This is a genomic window from Streptomyces sp. NBC_01591 (genome assembly GCF_035918155.1).
Taxonomy (GTDB): domain Bacteria; phylum Actinomycetota; class Actinomycetes; order Streptomycetales; family Streptomycetaceae; genus Streptomyces.
This window is the reverse complement of record NZ_CP109327.1, coordinates 6,719,061-6,734,647: the sequence shown is the minus strand read 5'-3', so window position 1 is coordinate 6,734,647 and position 15,587 is coordinate 6,719,061. Positions and strand designations below refer to the sequence as shown.

9 protein-coding genes are annotated in these 15,587 nt (G+C 70.5%); 4 read left to right on the top strand and 5 right to left on the bottom strand.

Annotation, left to right across the window (positions count from 1 at the left end):
- Positions 1-40: 40 nt before the first annotated feature.
- The gene (locus OG978_RS30940) at positions 41-1,012 is read right to left on the bottom strand and encodes a hypothetical protein (protein ID WP_326768343.1); all 972 of its coding nucleotides are present in this window, start codon (positions 1,010-1,012) and stop codon (positions 41-43) included.
- A gap of 168 nt (positions 1,013-1,180) precedes the next feature.
- On the opposite strand from OG978_RS30940, the gene OG978_RS30935 reads away from it, so the two are divergent.
- Together OG978_RS30935 and OG978_RS30930 are read left to right on the top strand one after the other, a co-directional pair.
- On the top strand, positions 1,181-1,510 hold the full coding sequence (locus OG978_RS30935; RefSeq protein WP_326768342.1) for a CU044_2847 family protein: 330 nt from the start codon (positions 1,181-1,183) through the stop codon (positions 1,508-1,510).
- Positions 1,511-1,548: 38 nt separating this feature from the next.
- A complete protein-coding gene (locus OG978_RS30930) occupies positions 1,549-5,997 on the top strand; it encodes a tetratricopeptide repeat-containing serine protease family protein (protein ID WP_326768341.1) in 4,449 nt (1,482 codons plus the stop codon).
- Positions 5,998-6,021: 24 nt separating this feature from the next.
- Here the strand turns inward: OG978_RS30930 and OG978_RS30925 are convergent, their stop codons facing one another.
- The 4 genes from OG978_RS30925 to OG978_RS30910 all read right to left on the bottom strand — a co-directional run bounded on the left by OG978_RS30925 (position 6,022) and on the right by OG978_RS30910 (position 10,767).
- Positions 6,022-6,483: a DUF7144 family membrane protein gene (locus OG978_RS30925; protein WP_326768340.1), complete on the bottom strand. Its 462-nt coding sequence runs from the start codon at positions 6,481-6,483 to the stop codon at positions 6,022-6,024.
- A 1,748-nt stretch (positions 6,484-8,231) separates the two neighbouring features.
- Positions 8,232-8,543, bottom strand: coding sequence for a hypothetical protein (locus OG978_RS30920; protein WP_326768339.1), 312 nt, complete (start codon positions 8,541-8,543; stop codon positions 8,232-8,234).
- 166 nt (positions 8,544-8,709) lie between these two features.
- The gene (locus tag OG978_RS30915; protein WP_326768338.1) at positions 8,710-9,069 is read right to left on the bottom strand and encodes a hypothetical protein; all 360 of its coding nucleotides are present in this window, start codon (positions 9,067-9,069) and stop codon (positions 8,710-8,712) included.
- Between the two features lie 462 nt (positions 9,070-9,531).
- Positions 9,532-10,767, bottom strand: a complete 1,236-nt coding sequence (locus OG978_RS30910) for an IS110 family transposase (protein WP_326763311.1) — start codon at positions 10,765-10,767, stop codon at positions 9,532-9,534.
- Positions 10,768-11,370: 603 nt separating this feature from the next.
- On the opposite strand from OG978_RS30910, the gene OG978_RS30905 reads away from it, so the two are divergent.
- Positions 11,371-12,573, top strand: a complete 1,203-nt coding sequence (locus OG978_RS30905) for a serine/threonine-protein kinase (protein ID WP_326768337.1) — start codon at positions 11,371-11,373, stop codon at positions 12,571-12,573.
- 121 nt (positions 12,574-12,694) lie between these two features.
- Positions 12,695-15,586 (top strand): DEAD/DEAH box helicase, encoded by a 2,892-nt coding sequence (locus tag OG978_RS30900; RefSeq protein WP_326768336.1) that lies wholly within the window; start codon positions 12,695-12,697, stop codon positions 15,584-15,586.
- The last annotated feature ends 1 nt before the right edge of the window (position 15,587 follow it).

Genomic DNA, 15,587 nt, shown 5'->3' with positions numbered 1-15,587 from the left:
GGGGCGGCGCATCACGCCGCGGGATCGGCGATCGCCCACCTCACCCCGCCCACGGGACAGTGAACCTCCCGTCCCGCTCCTGGGCTTCGCGTTCCGTCAGCACCTGCCGGAGCGCCTCGTCGGCCGCGCGGAGCCGGCTCTCGATGTCGGCCATGGCGGCCTCCACCTCGGCCAGCGAGAGCCGCTGCCGTGCGGTGGCGGTACCGGCGGGCGCCTCCGGCAACGCGCCGAGCGCACGGGCCAGGTCCCGGTCTACGGCCGCGTACTTCTGCAAGGAGGCGACCCGCGCGCCGCACGCGTCCCTGATCTGCTCCAACCGCTCCTCGAACAGGGCGAGTTCGGCCGCTCCCTCGTCGTGCTCGCGCTCCTCCGCGGCCAGTGCGCGCTGCGCGGCGGCGGCCCGTTCGAGGATCTGCCGGGTCTGGGGGGCGAGGGCGGCGAGCCTGTCCTCGGAGAGTCGCACAAGGGCGTCGCTGCTGGTGCGCAGCGCCTCGTCGACCCCGGCGTCCCGGCCCCGCAGGTCGGCCAGCCGGTCCGCGATCACCTGTTGCTGCTCCTGGAGGGCGTCCAGGGCGAGCACCAGCCGTTCCAGGCGGCGCAGTTCATCGACCTGCCGGCGCAGCGCCCCGTGCCGGGCGAGCCGGCTGCGCAGCGCCTCCTCGGTGGCGACGAGCTTCTCCAGGGCGGCGCGTTCGCTCTCGACCCGGTCGGCGACCTCGGCGAGCTGCCGCATCAGCGCCTCGGTGCCGCCGCCGACCTGGTCCCCGGGCATGGCGGCAACCAGCAGTGCGGGCAGTGCGTCGGCGAGTGCACGGCTCTCCTCCAGCGCCTCGTCCAGGTCGTACAGAGCGGCGAGCGCATGGGCGCCACCGGCACCGTCCTCCACCTCGGCCAGCGCCGACGCGGCCCACCGGAAGGCCCGGCCGAGCACCCGCAGTGCGACCGCGGCTTCCGTGCCGCCCGTCCCGGCGTCGTCCAGGGCGGCGGCGATCTCACGTCCGGCATCGTTCACGACGGTCTCCGTCCCCCGGGTGCGCCGACTCGGCGAAGCCGTCGTGGGCCGCACCGAGGGTGCATCATCGCATCCCCGAATCCTGCGCCGATCTGCTGTTCCGGCCATTATGATCGATCCACCGGAAGGCGTGATCGTATCCAACAACCGCTACCGCAAGGGGACTTGATGACCGAGGTAGTGTCCTTCGACGGGCCGGACGGAGCCTCGCTGCAGGTCGAGGTGGCCGATGACGCGCCGGGGCTCGAACGGATCTCCCGGGATTCGGGCGAGGTCGTCCGGGCCGGCCGGCGACTGGAGGACGCCCTCGCGCAGGCCCGCCCCGCGATCCGGTCGGTGATCGACTCGGTCCAGGCGCTGGGACCGGACGAGTACGAGATCGAGTTCGGGATGAAGTTCAACGCCGAGTCCGGTGTGGTGATCGCCAAGACCGCGGTCGAGGGCCACTTCATGGTCAGGGTCCACTGGACCCGGTCCGCTCCGGACCCCACGGTCTGAGCCCGGTGTCCCCCGACTGGGAGCGTCCGCCCTGGTTGGTGAGCATCCGCAGGACCGAGCGCGGTGACCCGGTGGGCGCCGGCCTGCTGGTCACTCCGCGGCACGTGCTGACCTGTGCCCATGTCGTACGTCCCGGCAGGGCGCCGGGCGTGCCCGAGCAGCCGGTCTTCGTACGGTTCCAGTACGCGTCCGCGCACGATCCGCTGCCCGCCGCGGTGGTGCCGGGCGGCTGGCATCCCGACTCCGGGGACGGGACGGGCGATGTCGCGGTGCTCGAACTCGGTGCGCCCGCGCCCCCGGAGGCCCTGCCCGCCCCGTTGCGGACCACCGACCCCGGCACCTGGGACCACCGTTTCCGTGCGTACGGCTACCCCGAGGAGCACAGACGCCAGGGCGTGCCGGTGCGGGGCGAGATCATCGGCCACGCGGGCAGCGAGTGGCTCCAGGTGGAGGCGGCCCCGCACTCCGGCTGGGGGCTGGAGAAGGGCTTCTCCGGCTCCCCCGTGTGGGACGTCAACAGCCGGGGCGTCATCGGCATGCTGGTCGCCCGCGACACGGTGACCTCGGTGGACCGGCGCACGGCGTACGCGATCAAGGTCGAGACGCTCGTCCGCTACTGGCCGGAGCTCGGGCGGCACGTCAAGGGCGCGACGACCACCGAGCTGAGGGACAGGCTGGAGAGCCTGCTGTGGGTCCCGCTGACCGGGAACGGCGAGATCCCCCGGGTCGGCCAGGTGAACCCGCACGACATCGGGGTGGCCCGCTCCAAGTACAGCGGTTCCGGGGACGGCGATCCGCGGGGCAGTGCTCCGTACGTGCCCCGCCGCGCACAGGACGACCGGCTCGACGAACTCCTCGCGAACCGGCGGTTCGTGCTGCTGGCGGGGCGCTCGAAGGCGGGAAAGTCCCGCACCCTGTACGAAGCGCTGCTCCGTACGATGCCGGGCGCGCGGCTGGTGGTGCCGCGCCCGGACAGCTCGGGCCGCCGGATCCTGGACGACCTCAGCCGGCTCCGCCTGCCCACCGGGTCCGACCCGGTGGTGCTCTGGCTGGACGATCTGCACCGCTACCTCCAGCCCGGCGGACTCGACCTGCAGATCCTGGACCGGCTGGCCCGGCGGGAGCCCGGCGTCACCGTCGTGGCGACGATCCCGGCCAAGCAACGGGCCGCGCTGACCGGCATGGAGAACGACATCGGCCGGATCGCACGCACCGTTCTGAACAAGGCGAGCACCGTCGAACTGCCGTCGCTGCTCGCCGCCGAGGACGCCGCGACCGCCCGGGAGACATACCCCCGGGAAGACTTCACGGCCCGGGGCATCGGCGAACTCATGGTCGCCGCGCCCAGCCTGGAACTGCGCTTCACGGACGGGATCGACAGCTGCCCGGCCGGCTGGGCGCTGGCCAGGGCGGCCTCCGACTGGCTGCGCATGGGGGTGGCCGAGCCACTTCCCGAGGCCGCACTGCGAGCGCTCTTCGCCTCGTACATGGCAGCGCACCGTCCGGACCTGGATGCCGACGAGGCCGCGTACCGCACCGGTCTGGCCTGGGCCCGCGAACCGGTGGCGGGCACCATCGCGCTGCTCCACCGGACGGGAGCGCCCGAAGGCCCCGCGGGGTACGCCGGCACTCCGTACCTCTCGGAGTACCTGGACACCCGCGACGACGATCCGTCGGCCGCGGTGCCGCGGTTCGCCTGGGAGTACCTCGCGGGCCGCCGAACGGCTGCCGAACTCCTGCCGACCGCGTACACCGCGCTGGTCCGGGGCGAGTCGGAGACGGCCGAGCGGATGCTGCTGCGGGTCGCGGACGGCGCGGCCGACCGGGACAGTGCGGCGTGGGCAACGCTGGTGCTCGGTGAGATGTATCTGTACCGGGCGGACTTCGCCGCGGCGGCGGACCGGTTGGAGCGCGCGGCCGCGACCACCGTGGACAGTGTGGTCCCGCTGGCGCAGGTCATGCTGGCCGAGATCCTCATGATGACCGGTGACCGGGTCCGCCCGCGGGAGTTGCTGGAGAGCGCCGTGGCGGCCCGCGATCCGCAGCTCTCCCAGCTGGCCCAGGTCAGTCTGGCGGCCCTGCTCTTCACGGAAGGCAGGAGCGAGCGGGCTGAGCAGCTGCTGGAGTCGGTCGTCGCCGCCGGGGACGACGAGGTGGCGCACAAGGCGCAGGCGCAGTTGGTCAACGCGCTCTCCGGGGCCGGCGGCGACGCGGCAGGCGTACGTACCCGGCAGGTGCAGGGACCCGACCGGGGCAAGTCGCGGGTGGGGACGGGTATTTCGCGCGGCGGTACGGCGGAGCCCTCCGAGCAGCCGTGGATCCTCTCCCGGGCGATGGGCGAGTCGATGGCCGGCCAGGTCACCGCGGTGGCCCAGGCGAACCTCGGCGGTGTGCTGGCCGGCCAGGGCAAGCTGGACCGCGCCGAGGAGGTGCTGCGCTCGGTGCTGGCCGGCGGGCAGTCCCACGCGGTGCCGCTGGCCCAGGTGGGCCTGGGCGAGTTGCTGATGGTGCGCGGGCGGGCCGAGGAGGCCGAGCAGATCCTGCGGGAGCTGATCGCCTCCGGCAATCCCCTGCTGGCCTCGTACGCCAAGATCCTGCTGGCCGTCGTGCTGCACCCGCAGGGCCGTATCGAGCAGGGGATGACCCTGCTGCGTGAGGCGGCCGCCTCCGGCCACCCCAACCACGGACCGCGGGCGACCTGCGGGCTCGGCGAGTGGTACGCCCATCAGGGCGATCTCCCCGCCACCGAGGAGTGGTTCGAGCGCGCGATCGCCACCGGCCATCCGGACTGGTCGGCGATGGCCCGGATCGAGTTCGCCATCGTGCTCGCGACCCTGGGCGACGACCTGGACCGGCCCATGGAACTCCTCACCGCCGTCGTCGACTCGGCACACCCCAACCTGGGCCCGTACGCGGCCAACGTCCTCGGTAACGTCCTCGCCCTGGACGACCGCGTCGAGGAGGCCGAGCGCGCGTACCGCGTCGCCATCGACTCCGGACACCCGAACTGGTCCCAGGTGGCCCGGGTCGACTTCGCTGTCACGCTCGCCAACAGGAGCGGCGACGCGGCGGCGGCGACCGAACTCCTCAATGCCGTCATCGGGTCCGCGCACCCGCATCAGGGCCCACGCGCGGCCGACCTCCTCGGTGACCTCCTCGCCCTGAACGGTCGCGTCGAGGAGGCGGAGCGCGCGTACCGCATCGCCATCGACTCCGGACACCCGCAGTGGTCGCTGATCGCCGGCATGGACCTGGCCGGCATGCTCGCCGACGCCGGGGACTACGCGCGGGCGGAGAGCCTGCTGCGGGTGGTGGCCGACTCGGACGACGCCACGGCCGAGGTCTGGGCGCGCGCCGTACTGGGCACGGTACTCATCGCCGACGGCCAACGGGACGAGGGCATCGGTGAGTTGCGGACCGCGGCCGCCGCGGATGCCGGCGCCGCCTCCCAGTTCGGACGCTTCCAGCTGGCCAAGTGCCTGATCGAGGACGGCGAGGCCGAGCGGGCCGAAGGGCTGCTGCGCACCGTCGTCGGGGGCGAGCCGTCCCAGGTCACCGAGGTGGCCCGCGCCTACCTCGCGGTGCGGTTGCTGCACCGGGACGCCGACGCGGCGGCCGAGCTGCTGGTCCGGGAGGAGGACGCGGACGACGAGGAGGCCCTCGCGTTCGCGTATCTGCGTGCGGCGGAGTACCTGCTGGACACCGGGGAGGTGCAGGCGTCCGGAGAACTGCTCCAGGCGGTACTGGAGTTGGCGGGCCCGCGCACGACCCCCTGGGCCGGCGCCCTGCTCGGCGTGGTCCGGCGCTCCGTCAACGACCTCGAATCGGCCCGCCGTCTACTGACCGACGCCCTCGCCGCGGACGACCCGTCCGTCGCCCCCCTGGCCCGGCGCTACCTCGGCAGCACCCTCTTCCGCCTGGGCCTGCTGCCCGAGGCGGAGCAGACCCTGCTGCCACTGGCACGCTCGGAGGACACCGAACACCGCCCGCAGGCACTGCTGCTGCTCGGCCGGGTACTGGCAGCGGACGGCCGACCGGAGGAGGCGTACCCCTGGCTGGAGCAGGCCATCGAACACGGAGACCCCGACACCGAGGCCGACGCCCGCGAGGTCTACGCGGAACTACTGCTGAGCGCAGGACAGCAGACCCGGGCCCGCGAGATCTACGCGCCACTGCTGCCTGCGGACGACGCGGAGGGGCCGGAAAGGCCCGAGGGGCCGGAGGGACCGCACACCACCCTGCCGACCCCACCCCCCAACGACACCCCAAATCCACCCCACGCAACGCTCCCACTCACCCCCGACCCGATGCCCCCTCCCACCCCCGAGCCCACCGCCACCCCGAGCCCCACCCCCACACCACACCCGCTCCCTCCGGCCGTACTCACCCTCCTGGGCGACGTCGCGCACGCGGAGGGCGAAGAGGAGGAGGCCGCGTTCTGGTACGCCTTCGCCCGGCGCGCACCGGGCGGCAACGCCAACCGTTGACCCATCACCGGTGGCACGGCCGGTTCACCGACCGCCGCTGGTTCCGACGTGGAACCTCGTCAGCGCAAAAAGGATCACGAGGTCGAGTGCCATGACGGGGATGGCCCACGCCGGGTAGTACGGAACGAACATGAACTGGGTGATCAGGCTGATCCCTGCCACCGCCACACCGGCACCGCGCCCCCAGCTCTTGTTCGCCAGGATTGCCAGACCGGCCACGACGAGCGCCACACCGACCACGAGGTGAATCACGCCCCAGGCAGTGAGATCGAACCGGTACGCGTACCTGGTCGAGGCGGCGAACAGGTTGTCCTCCGCAATACCGGATGCCCCCACAAGAATGCTGAGCGGCCCGCTGAGCATCAGCAGGGCCCCGGCGACCTGGGACGCACCATCGATCTTCGCACTGCCGGGCTCCCTGTGCCCTGGCGGCGTCTTGTTCGGCATCGCTGTCATGGCCGTAGCCTTCCTGTTCGGCGCGGCCACCGACGCACATGGCCCGTGCGAAGACAGCCACGTTCCCCTGCCAGGATCACCACAATCCCCCGGCACCGCCACTGCGCCCCGCCACGGGGAGGCCGGGGCCGACGGCAAGGGCGCCCGCTCGCGCCGGGCCAACGCTCGAAAGATGTGCGGGAACCACGGGAAGCCCCGGTGGCGCCTAGCGTCGACGACATCGACCTGATCCGCCGCGGACTCTCCGGAGAAGGCAGTCACCAAGGCGGTCACTCTGGCGTGTGGGGGGCGGATAGAGCGCAGTGACGACACATACCTGGCAGCCGATCCGACCCTTCTCATGGGTCTGCACGGCGTCTTCCACCGGCATCCATGGATCGACCGGGTCCTAGCCGAGCACGACCTTGCCGACGAGGACGTGTTCAGCCTGGCCGTCACCCGGGCCGAGGCGTACGGATGGAGCAGCACCCATCTGGGCGGCGCTCCACTGGGAGGCAGCCGCTGGGGCCCAACGCCGCCGGTGAGGACTGGACCGAGGACGGGCACATCCGTCAACTGGCCTGAGTACAAGTGGCCGTGGAAGAAGAAGTGCGCGGTCAGCGCCTTCCCCTGTTACCGATGGCCACGGCCCTCGACGACGCAATGCATCACAGTCATCGCCGTTGCCGCCCGTGATTCCGCCGGGCTGTCGACCCGAGCACCCGACGTAGCGGAAACCACGTCGCGCACCAGCAGCACCGCCCCAACGCGCCTGACGCTCCATCAGAAAAAGCGTCGAACGAGTGTCACGAGATCGCCCGTAACGCACACACCGCACACAATACGCACGCACAGAACCGCAGGTCAGCAGCCCGTCGCGACCGGTTCGAGGATGGCAACGCACTCCACATGATGCGTCATCGGAAATACGTCACGGGGATCGACATTCAGAGAACCTGCAGGTCAGACGCGGCGTGACCGCTCCCGAGGAGCGGCCTGCACATGCCCGGAGCGTCAAACGAGCGTCACGGCCGAGACCGGTCGGCCCTGCTCAACGCGTGTCGACGGCAGCCCCGCACACTGCCAGAAGCAAGGACGTGGGATTGTGCGGAATCACCGGTCGGTGCTCGCCCCCGGGTGCCGGCCACCGTCGAAGCGTGCCCGCACTGCGGGGTCGTCGAGCAGTCGGCACGGGTAACCGTCGGTGCGTACAGATGTGGCCTCGTGACACAGTGGCTCGCCGCAGGTACGGGACATGGGGCTGCGTCCGGTGGAAAACACCCCCACGAAGATGCCCTCCTCACCCACCACCCGTCGTCGTCCGCGACGCCGTCTGCCACGGCGTCGACCTGCAGCCTCCGGCCACACTCACGGCGGCCGGCTCCGGCTTACGGACCCGTTCGCCGAGCCGACCAACCTCGACGGTCGCCGGCCTGGAGCATTTCAGCGGTACCCAGTTGTGCGTGAGCCGGAACGCGGTGCCCGGGCCCACCGGCACGCGTGGGCATGCCTTCCGACACCGCTGTTGCACGACTCGCCTCGAAAGAGCTGAAGCACGAGGGGAGCGCCCCCAGGGGGTCGACAACCCGGCGTCTCTGCTCCGGGAGCTCATCGAGCTGGGCTGATGACGCGGCGCACCGACACTGCGATCGACCTGCCCGACGCCTACCGCCTGGCCTTCGGCATCAAACGCGCGGCAGCGTCCCCGCCGACCGACGGCTCCGCGGAGACGTACCACGGAGCGTGGCGAGTCCCTTGCGCCACAGAGCGATCCCCCCGCCAGGAGGCGGGCTTTCGGTCTACCAGGGGTGATTACGAGGCTTGCGCAGCCAGAATCCATGCGGCTCTTCACCCGAGGACGGCTTCAGCCACGGGCGGAGCTCCCCCGCCTCGTCCGGCACCGACTCGTGCACGAAGCGCGCATCCAATGCTGCCAGCAGAGCGGACAGCTCCGCCTGGGCCTCGTCGGTCAGTGTGCCCATGGAAATCTGCAACTGATCACGCGCATCCAGATCATTGATGTAAGCGCTGATCGGGTACTGCCCCGGTAGCTGCCAGTCGGACTCCATCCTGCGCACAAGATGTTCCCAGGAAGAGAACAGGTTCTTCACGGAATACACCGGATCTGTAATTTTCGCACGAATGCTGGGCGCAACCCGAGAGCGCTCGATTTCCAATCGGCAGGCGTCGTACCGAGAGACGCTATTGATCACCGGCGGAGTCAGTCTGGACCATGCCTCGTCCGTATTCGGCGTCTCCGTCGACCTTTCATTCACGTTACTCCTGGAGTTGGCGCATGTAGTAGCTGTGGCCGTCACTTGGCTGCATGAAGGTGCCGTTGGATCCCTCACGGATTAGCATCGCGCCGGTCCAATCATCCCACCATGCCCAACGAGGGGTCCCTGATGGGGTGTCACGCATTTTAATGCCAGGTTTTGCAGTCATCATGTCTTCGAGATACTCCGGGACATCCAGATCCTGGACTCCCGGAATACCTCGCCTGTTGATGTCACCGTGCGCAGCTATCTTGTCGGCAAGCATACTGAGGTCGCCCGCCTGACTTGCGGGGTCGGCTTGCCCGATACAAGCCTTGAGCCCGAGCGGATCAATCCACAGATGGGGGTTTCGAACGTACACGACGGGATTGAGCGCCGGAATGAGGCCGAGAGGATCCGAGGATATATAACGGGCCGTTTACCGTGGGCCGAGCCGAGGACCTGGGCGGCGAAGGCAGACAGCGAGACGGCCGGAACGGCGGGAAGCGCACGCAGAGCGGCGCACGCCCCGGCCAGCAGGCTGCGCATGGTGTCGGGGCACGGCCCAGGCGTCGCGCGAGCCCATCGGCCCGTACCCTGGCGGCCCAGTCCGCCAGCGGAGGAACCGACGCGGTGAGCTCGTCAAGGGGGGTGCCCCTATCTGTTTCGTCAACCCTGTCAGGGTCGGTTCGTGGGAGTTGGTGCTGGTTTTTGGGAACGTCCCGCGAAGCGGGACGTTCCCGGCGGATCGGGTGCCTGATGGGCAGCCCGGTGGCCGGCACGGCGGGGGTGGCCGTGCCGGTGCGCGCGTGATGGGGTCAGGAAGGGAGGGGCGGTGGTGCTGTCAGGCCGCGAGGCCGATGTCGCCGGGGGTTCGTGGTTCGTAGAGGGCCCCGGTGCGGATCATTGCGTGGATGACGTTCACACGTTGGCGGGCCAGGCGGAGGATCGCTTGGGTGTGGGTCTTGCCGCGTGCGCGTTGACGGTCGTAGTAGGTGCGGGAGGAGCGGTCGGATTTGCAGCCGATCGCGGCGAACGCGGCCTGGAAGAGGGCGCGTTTGAGGAGTCGGTTGCCGCGGTGGGGTGCGTGCTCGCCACGGATGGAGGTGCCCGAGGACTTGGTGGCGGGGGCGAGTCCGGCGTAGGAGGCGAGGTGTCCTGCGGTGGGGAAGGTGGTGCCGTCGCCGATGGCGACGATCACGGCGGCGGTGGTCCTGACGCCCATGCCGGGCATGGAGGTCAGGAGGTGGAAAAGAGGGAGGGCCTCCAGCAGGGCGGCGATCTCCTGCTCGGCCTGGCGGCGCTGGGTGTGGGCGGCGGCGAGCTGGGCGGCAAGTCCGGGCACGATCAGCGCGCTGGCCTCGGTGCCGGGCACGATGACGGTCTGCTCGGCAAGCGCGTCGAAGATCTCCGCGGTGAGGTGGTGGGCCTTGCGCGAGCCGTGCGCCTTGAGCAGGGCCTCGCAGCGGGCGTGGCCCAGTTTCTTCAGCCTGGCCGGGGAGCCGTGCCGTTCAAGGAGGGCCAGGATGTAGGGGTAGCCCAGCCGGGGGCCGACCACCCGCTCCAGGGTGGGATGGATCTGGGAGAGCAGGCCGCGCAGCCGGTTGGAGGTGCGGTTGACCTCGCCGGCCAGGTCGTTGTCGTAGCCGGTGAGCATGGTCAGCTCGGCCAGCTTCTCGTCGTCGCGGTCCACCGCGCGCAGGGTGTGCGGCATGGTCCGGGCGGTGTCGGCGATGACGAAGGCGTCGCGGGCGTCGGTCTTGGCTTCGCCCGGGTAGAGGTCGGCGGCCCGGCGCATCGAGAGTCCCGGCAGGTAAGCGACCCGGCAGCCGGTCGCGCGGGCCACGGTCAGTGGCAGCGCGCCGATGTTGGCGACCTGGTCCACGATCACCAGGACGGTGCCGAACTTGGCCCTGAGCTTGTCGAACAACTCCCGCAGGCGGGCCTCGGTGTTGGGCAGCTTCTTGTCGTGGACGGTCTTGCCCTGCCCGGTCAGGCCGCGGGCGTGGTGGAACTCCTTGCCCAGGTCCAGGCCGAGGAACAGACCTATGCCGGAGATATCGATGACGGTGTCGGCCATGCGCGATGCCCCTCTTCGGTCGTGCCTTTCGCATCCGTCCCGGCCGTCCCTGCGGCACCACACGCCGGCAACCACGTTACGCAGACATCCCGCCCGTGAAGAGGTCCGGCGTTGCACCGGACCAGGCAGTCGTCAGGCCCCTCATCAGCGGTCAAGCGGTGCCCCGAAGCCCGGCGGCAACACCCCCCAGGTCATCGACTTCGACAGGGGGCACACAGCCATACCGGACCCGGGGGCCAGGCGCCCCATTTCGGGGCCACAGAAAAGGTAACGGGGCGTGCGCCCGCTCCCACGCGGCTTCCTCCTCGCGCCGGGCCTGGGCGAGCGGGGTGACGGAACCGGTGAGGGCTTCGACGGCGACGGCGATGCCGCCCGGGCTGGCGCCCGAGCGGCGCAGAGCGGAACCGGATGCCCGAGTCCTCGATCTCGCCGGCCTGGGCGAAGCTCGCGGGAATCGTTCTCGATCATCCGCGGGCTGTATCCGGCCGGGGCATGGGCGGCCTGCCCCGAACCGGACCTGACGTCGGACACCGCCGATACCCTTGGCCCGTACGCACGCGACCATCGCGCGACCTTCGGCAGATCTTCAAGGTGGGGACCAGAGTGAACACAACGCCGCTGAGCCCGGACGATCCGGCCGAGCTGGGCGGGTTCACGCTGCTGGGACGGATCGGCCATGGCGGCATGGGCCAGGTCTACCTCGGCGAGTCCGCTGCTGGTGAGGCCGTCGCGGTGAAGGTGATCAAACCTACGGTCGTCGATTCGGAGACCCGGCAGCGGTTCGCCCAGGAGATCGAGGTCCTCAAGACGATCTGGGGACCGCGCGTCGCCGCGTTCGTGAAGGCCGACACGGAGTCGGAGCAACCGTGGCTCGCGACCGAGTACGTGGAGGGTCCCGACCTGCGTCGGCTCCTCGACACCCGGGGTGTCCTGTCGCCTCTGGCGGCCGCTTCGCTCGGAGCGACCCTTGCCGAGGCGCTGGCCGGAGTCCACAGCCAAGGGCTGCTGCACAGGGACCTCAAGCCGGCGAACATCCTGCTCGGCCCCAACGGCCCCAAGATCATCGACTTCGGCCTCGCCGTCTTCGCCGAGTCCAGCGCCTCCCTCACCGCACCGAACATGGTGATGGGCACTCCTGCCTGCATGTCTCCGGAGCAGGCGAACGGGGAGAAGCCGCTGACGGCCCCGGTGGACGTGTACGCGCTCGGGGCAGTGCTGCTCTTCATGACCACGGGCCACTATCCGTATCAGGCCGATCACGTGCAGGTGCTGTTCAGTCACATCGTCAACCCCGACAAGGCCCCCGACCTGTCGGGGGCCCCCGAGGAACTGGTCGGTCTCCTGTCGTCCATGCTCCGGTACGCGCAGCACGACCGTCCGACGATGGACGAGGTGGTCACCCAGTGCGTGGCGGTCATCAAGGCGCACGGGGCGACCGTGGCCCAGGCCCGACGGCAGCTGACCTCCCTCACCACGGTCGCGTACGAACCGCCGGAGCCCTCCCCCGTACCGGCTCCCGCCCTGCCGCCCACGGATGCCGAGGCCTTCGCCGAGGTGTCGACTCTCCTGGCCCCGAACGCGGTGGCCGTGGCGCCGACCGTTCCACTGCCGCAGCAGTCCGTCACGCCCGCCCGCCCGCCGGGCTACACCCCGACGGTGGCGGTGACCACCCCGGACGCGGAGCCCACATCCGAGGCCGCGCCGCAGCCCGCGCCCGCGCCGCCTGCCGGCCCGCGCCGTTCCGCCGCCTCGCTCCGGATCGCGGCACAGTTGCGGGAGACGTACGCGTCGACAGCGCCGTTCTGAGCGGGCCGACAGGCAGCGAGGCGCCAGGGCGGGCCGGACAGAGGTGCCCATCGCCCCTTGTCCCGGGCCGTGGCCCGCACGAAGATCTACACAGTTCAGCAGCTATCAGGAGGTATCGCGGGTGACCGCCCAGCAGTCCAGTCGGCAGCCCATCCCAGGCACCGGTACGAGTCTCCCGCCCGGCGCCCAGATCGTCGTACGCGATGAGGAATGGCTGGTCAAGAACGTCACCCGGACCGATCATGACGGCGACCGCATCGAAGCCGTCGGGATCTCCGAGTTCGTCCGCGATCAGGAAGCCGTCTTCTTCACCGGCCTGGAGCGCACCCGCGACGGCGCGCCCGGCATCGAGCTGATGGACCCCGCCAAGACCACTCTGATCAGCGACGACTCGCCAAACTTCCGCCGCAGCCGGCTCTTCCTCGAAGCGATTCTCCGCAAGACCCCGCTGCCCCAGTCCGAGCGCGGTCTGGCCCTCGCCGACAGCTTCCTGCTCGACTCGCTCCCCTACCAGCAGCGGCCCGCACAGCTCGCGCTCTCGGGCCGGAACCTGCGCCCGCGCATGCTGATCGCGGACGTCGTCGGCCTCGGCAAGACCCTGGAGATCGGGCTCACCCTCGCGGAGCTGATCCGCCGCGGCCGCGGTGAGCGGATCCTCGTCGTGACCCCGCAGCACGTTCTGGAGCAGTTCCAGCACGAGCTGTGGACACGGTTCGCCATCCCGCTGATCCGCCTAGACTCCGCGGGCATCGAGCGGATCCAGCGGGAGATCCCGGCGGGCCGAAACCCCTTCACGTTCTTCAAGCGCGTGATCGTCTCGATCGACACCCTCAAGAACACCGATCAGTACAAGCATCACCTGGAGCACATCCGGTGGGACGCCGTCGTCATCGACGAGTCGCACAACCTGATCAACCGCGGTTCGCTGCGCAACCAGCTCGCGCAGCTCCTCGCCCCGCAGACGGACGCCCTCATCCTCGCCAGCGCCACCCCGCACAACGGCAACGCCCGCTCGTTCGCCGAGCTGATCGCACTGCTCGACCCGGCGGCGATCCGTGACCCGGAGCGGTACTCGGCCGAGGACATCAAGCACCTGTTCATCCGCCGCACCAAGGTCAGCGCCGAGGTACGGGAGAAGATGTCCGGCCAGTGGGCCGACCGGGGCCCTTCCGAGTCGGTGCACTGCCCGGCGACCCCGGCCGAGGAGAAGATCTTCGAGGAGCTGGCCCAGGTCTGGCTGCCCGCCGAGGGCCGCTCGGTGAGCGAGGTCCCACTCTTCCCGTACACGCTGCTCAAGTCCTTCCTCTCCTCGCACGCCGCCCTGAGCTCGACGGTCGAGACCCGTATCAAGACGCTGGAGAAGAAGAACGACCCGGACGCGACGGCCACCGAACTGGCCGCTCTCCAGCGTCTGCGGGAGCTGACGGCCGGTCTGACCGCGCAGGATTCGTCCAAGTTCGCTGCTCTCGTCGAGCAGTTGAAGGCGATCGGGGTCGGGCCGCGCAGCGAGACACGCGTCGTGGTCTTCTCCGAGCGCGTCCAGACCCTGGAGTGGCTGCGGTCCGCCGTGCCGGCCGCGCTCGGTTTCAAAGGCAAGGCCCTGGAGGAAGCGGCCCGTGTGATGCACGGCGGCCTCTCCGACGAGCAGCAGATGCAGTGCGTCGAGGACTTCGGTCTCGCCGACGCACCCGTACGCATCCTCTTCACCGGTGATGTGGCCTCCGAGGGTGTCAACCTCCACCGGCAGTGCCATCAGCTCATCCACTACGACGTTCCGTGGTCGCTGATCCGCATCGAGCAGCGCAACGGCCGTATCGACCGTTACGGGCAGGTCCACAAGCCGCAGTTCCGCGCCCTGATCCTGACCAGCGAGGTGGACGGCGCGAAGGACGACCGCACGGTCGCCGAGCGTCTCCTTGAGCGGGAGGACGAGGCACACCGCTCGCTCGGCACGGCGGAGGCGGTCTCCGGCCTGTACCGCGCGGAGGCCGAGGAGAAGTCGCTGATCCAGGACCTCCTCAAGGGCCGCACGGTCGACGAGTCGCTCCAGCACACCGCCGATGAGGCGGGCGGGGCGGACGACTTCCTGGCCGGCTTCTTCGCCCAGGTCGACGACGTGTCCGCCGAGCCCACCTCGGAGGCCTCCACGTCCGCGTCTGCGCCGGACGATTCCTCGGCACCGCCGAAGGCCCACGTGCCCCGTCTCTTCACGACCACCCGCGAGTTCGTCGACGAGGCGGTACGAGAGGTCTTCCCGGACGCCCAGCAGTCCCTCGGGATGGACCGCGACCCCGAGAGCGGCCTGATCTCCTTCAAGCCCCCGGTCGACCTGGTGCACCGGCTGAAGGCGCTTCCGCCCGACTACCGCCGCGAGCAGCGCCTGAGCGAGCGCCTGCTGGTCACCCTCAACCGCAAGCTGGCCGACCGCGCCCTCGTACGGGCCCGCGAGTCGGGCACCTCCAGCTGGCCGGAGATCTCCCTGCTCACCGACCTCCACCCGGTGGTGGAGTGGCTGACCGACAAGGTCCTCGTGAAGCTGGGCCGCCAGGAGGCCCCGGTCATCACAGCCGATGTCGAGGCCCCCGTGTACCTCGTTCAGGGCATCTACTCCAACGCCCTTGGCCGCCCGACGGTCGTGAAGTGGATGGCCGTCACGGGCGAGGACGTCACGGACGACATGGTGGGGACACTGCGCGAGGCGGGCATCGGCCCGACGATGGCCAATCCGTTGCGGCCCCACGACGTGGACGGCCTGCGGGCCGGCATCCCGGCGGCCCTGGACGCCGCCGAGGCCTTCCTCTCGCGCCACAGCTCGGAGTGGGACAAGGCGCTCCTCGCCCCGATCGAGGAGTACCGGCAGCGCCTGGGCCAGTGGGAACAACCCACCCTCGCGGGCGAGGAGACCAAGGACGCCCTCTCCCGCCTCGCCGACTCCCTGCTGACGACGGGCCGCCCGATGCTGCGCGTCCTGGCCGTCCTCGACTCAGCCCACGGCTCCGCCGCGCACGCCTAGG

Bases quoted from the DNA above. Each gene is read 5' to 3' on its own strand.
- OG978_RS30910 (WP_326763311.1), bottom strand. From the start codon at position 10,767: ATGGCCGACACCGTCATCGATATCTCCGGCATAGGTCTGTTCCTCGGC.
- OG978_RS30935 (WP_326768342.1), top strand. From the start codon at position 1,181: ATGACCGAGGTAGTGTCCTTCGACGGGCCGGACGGAGCCTCGCTGCAG.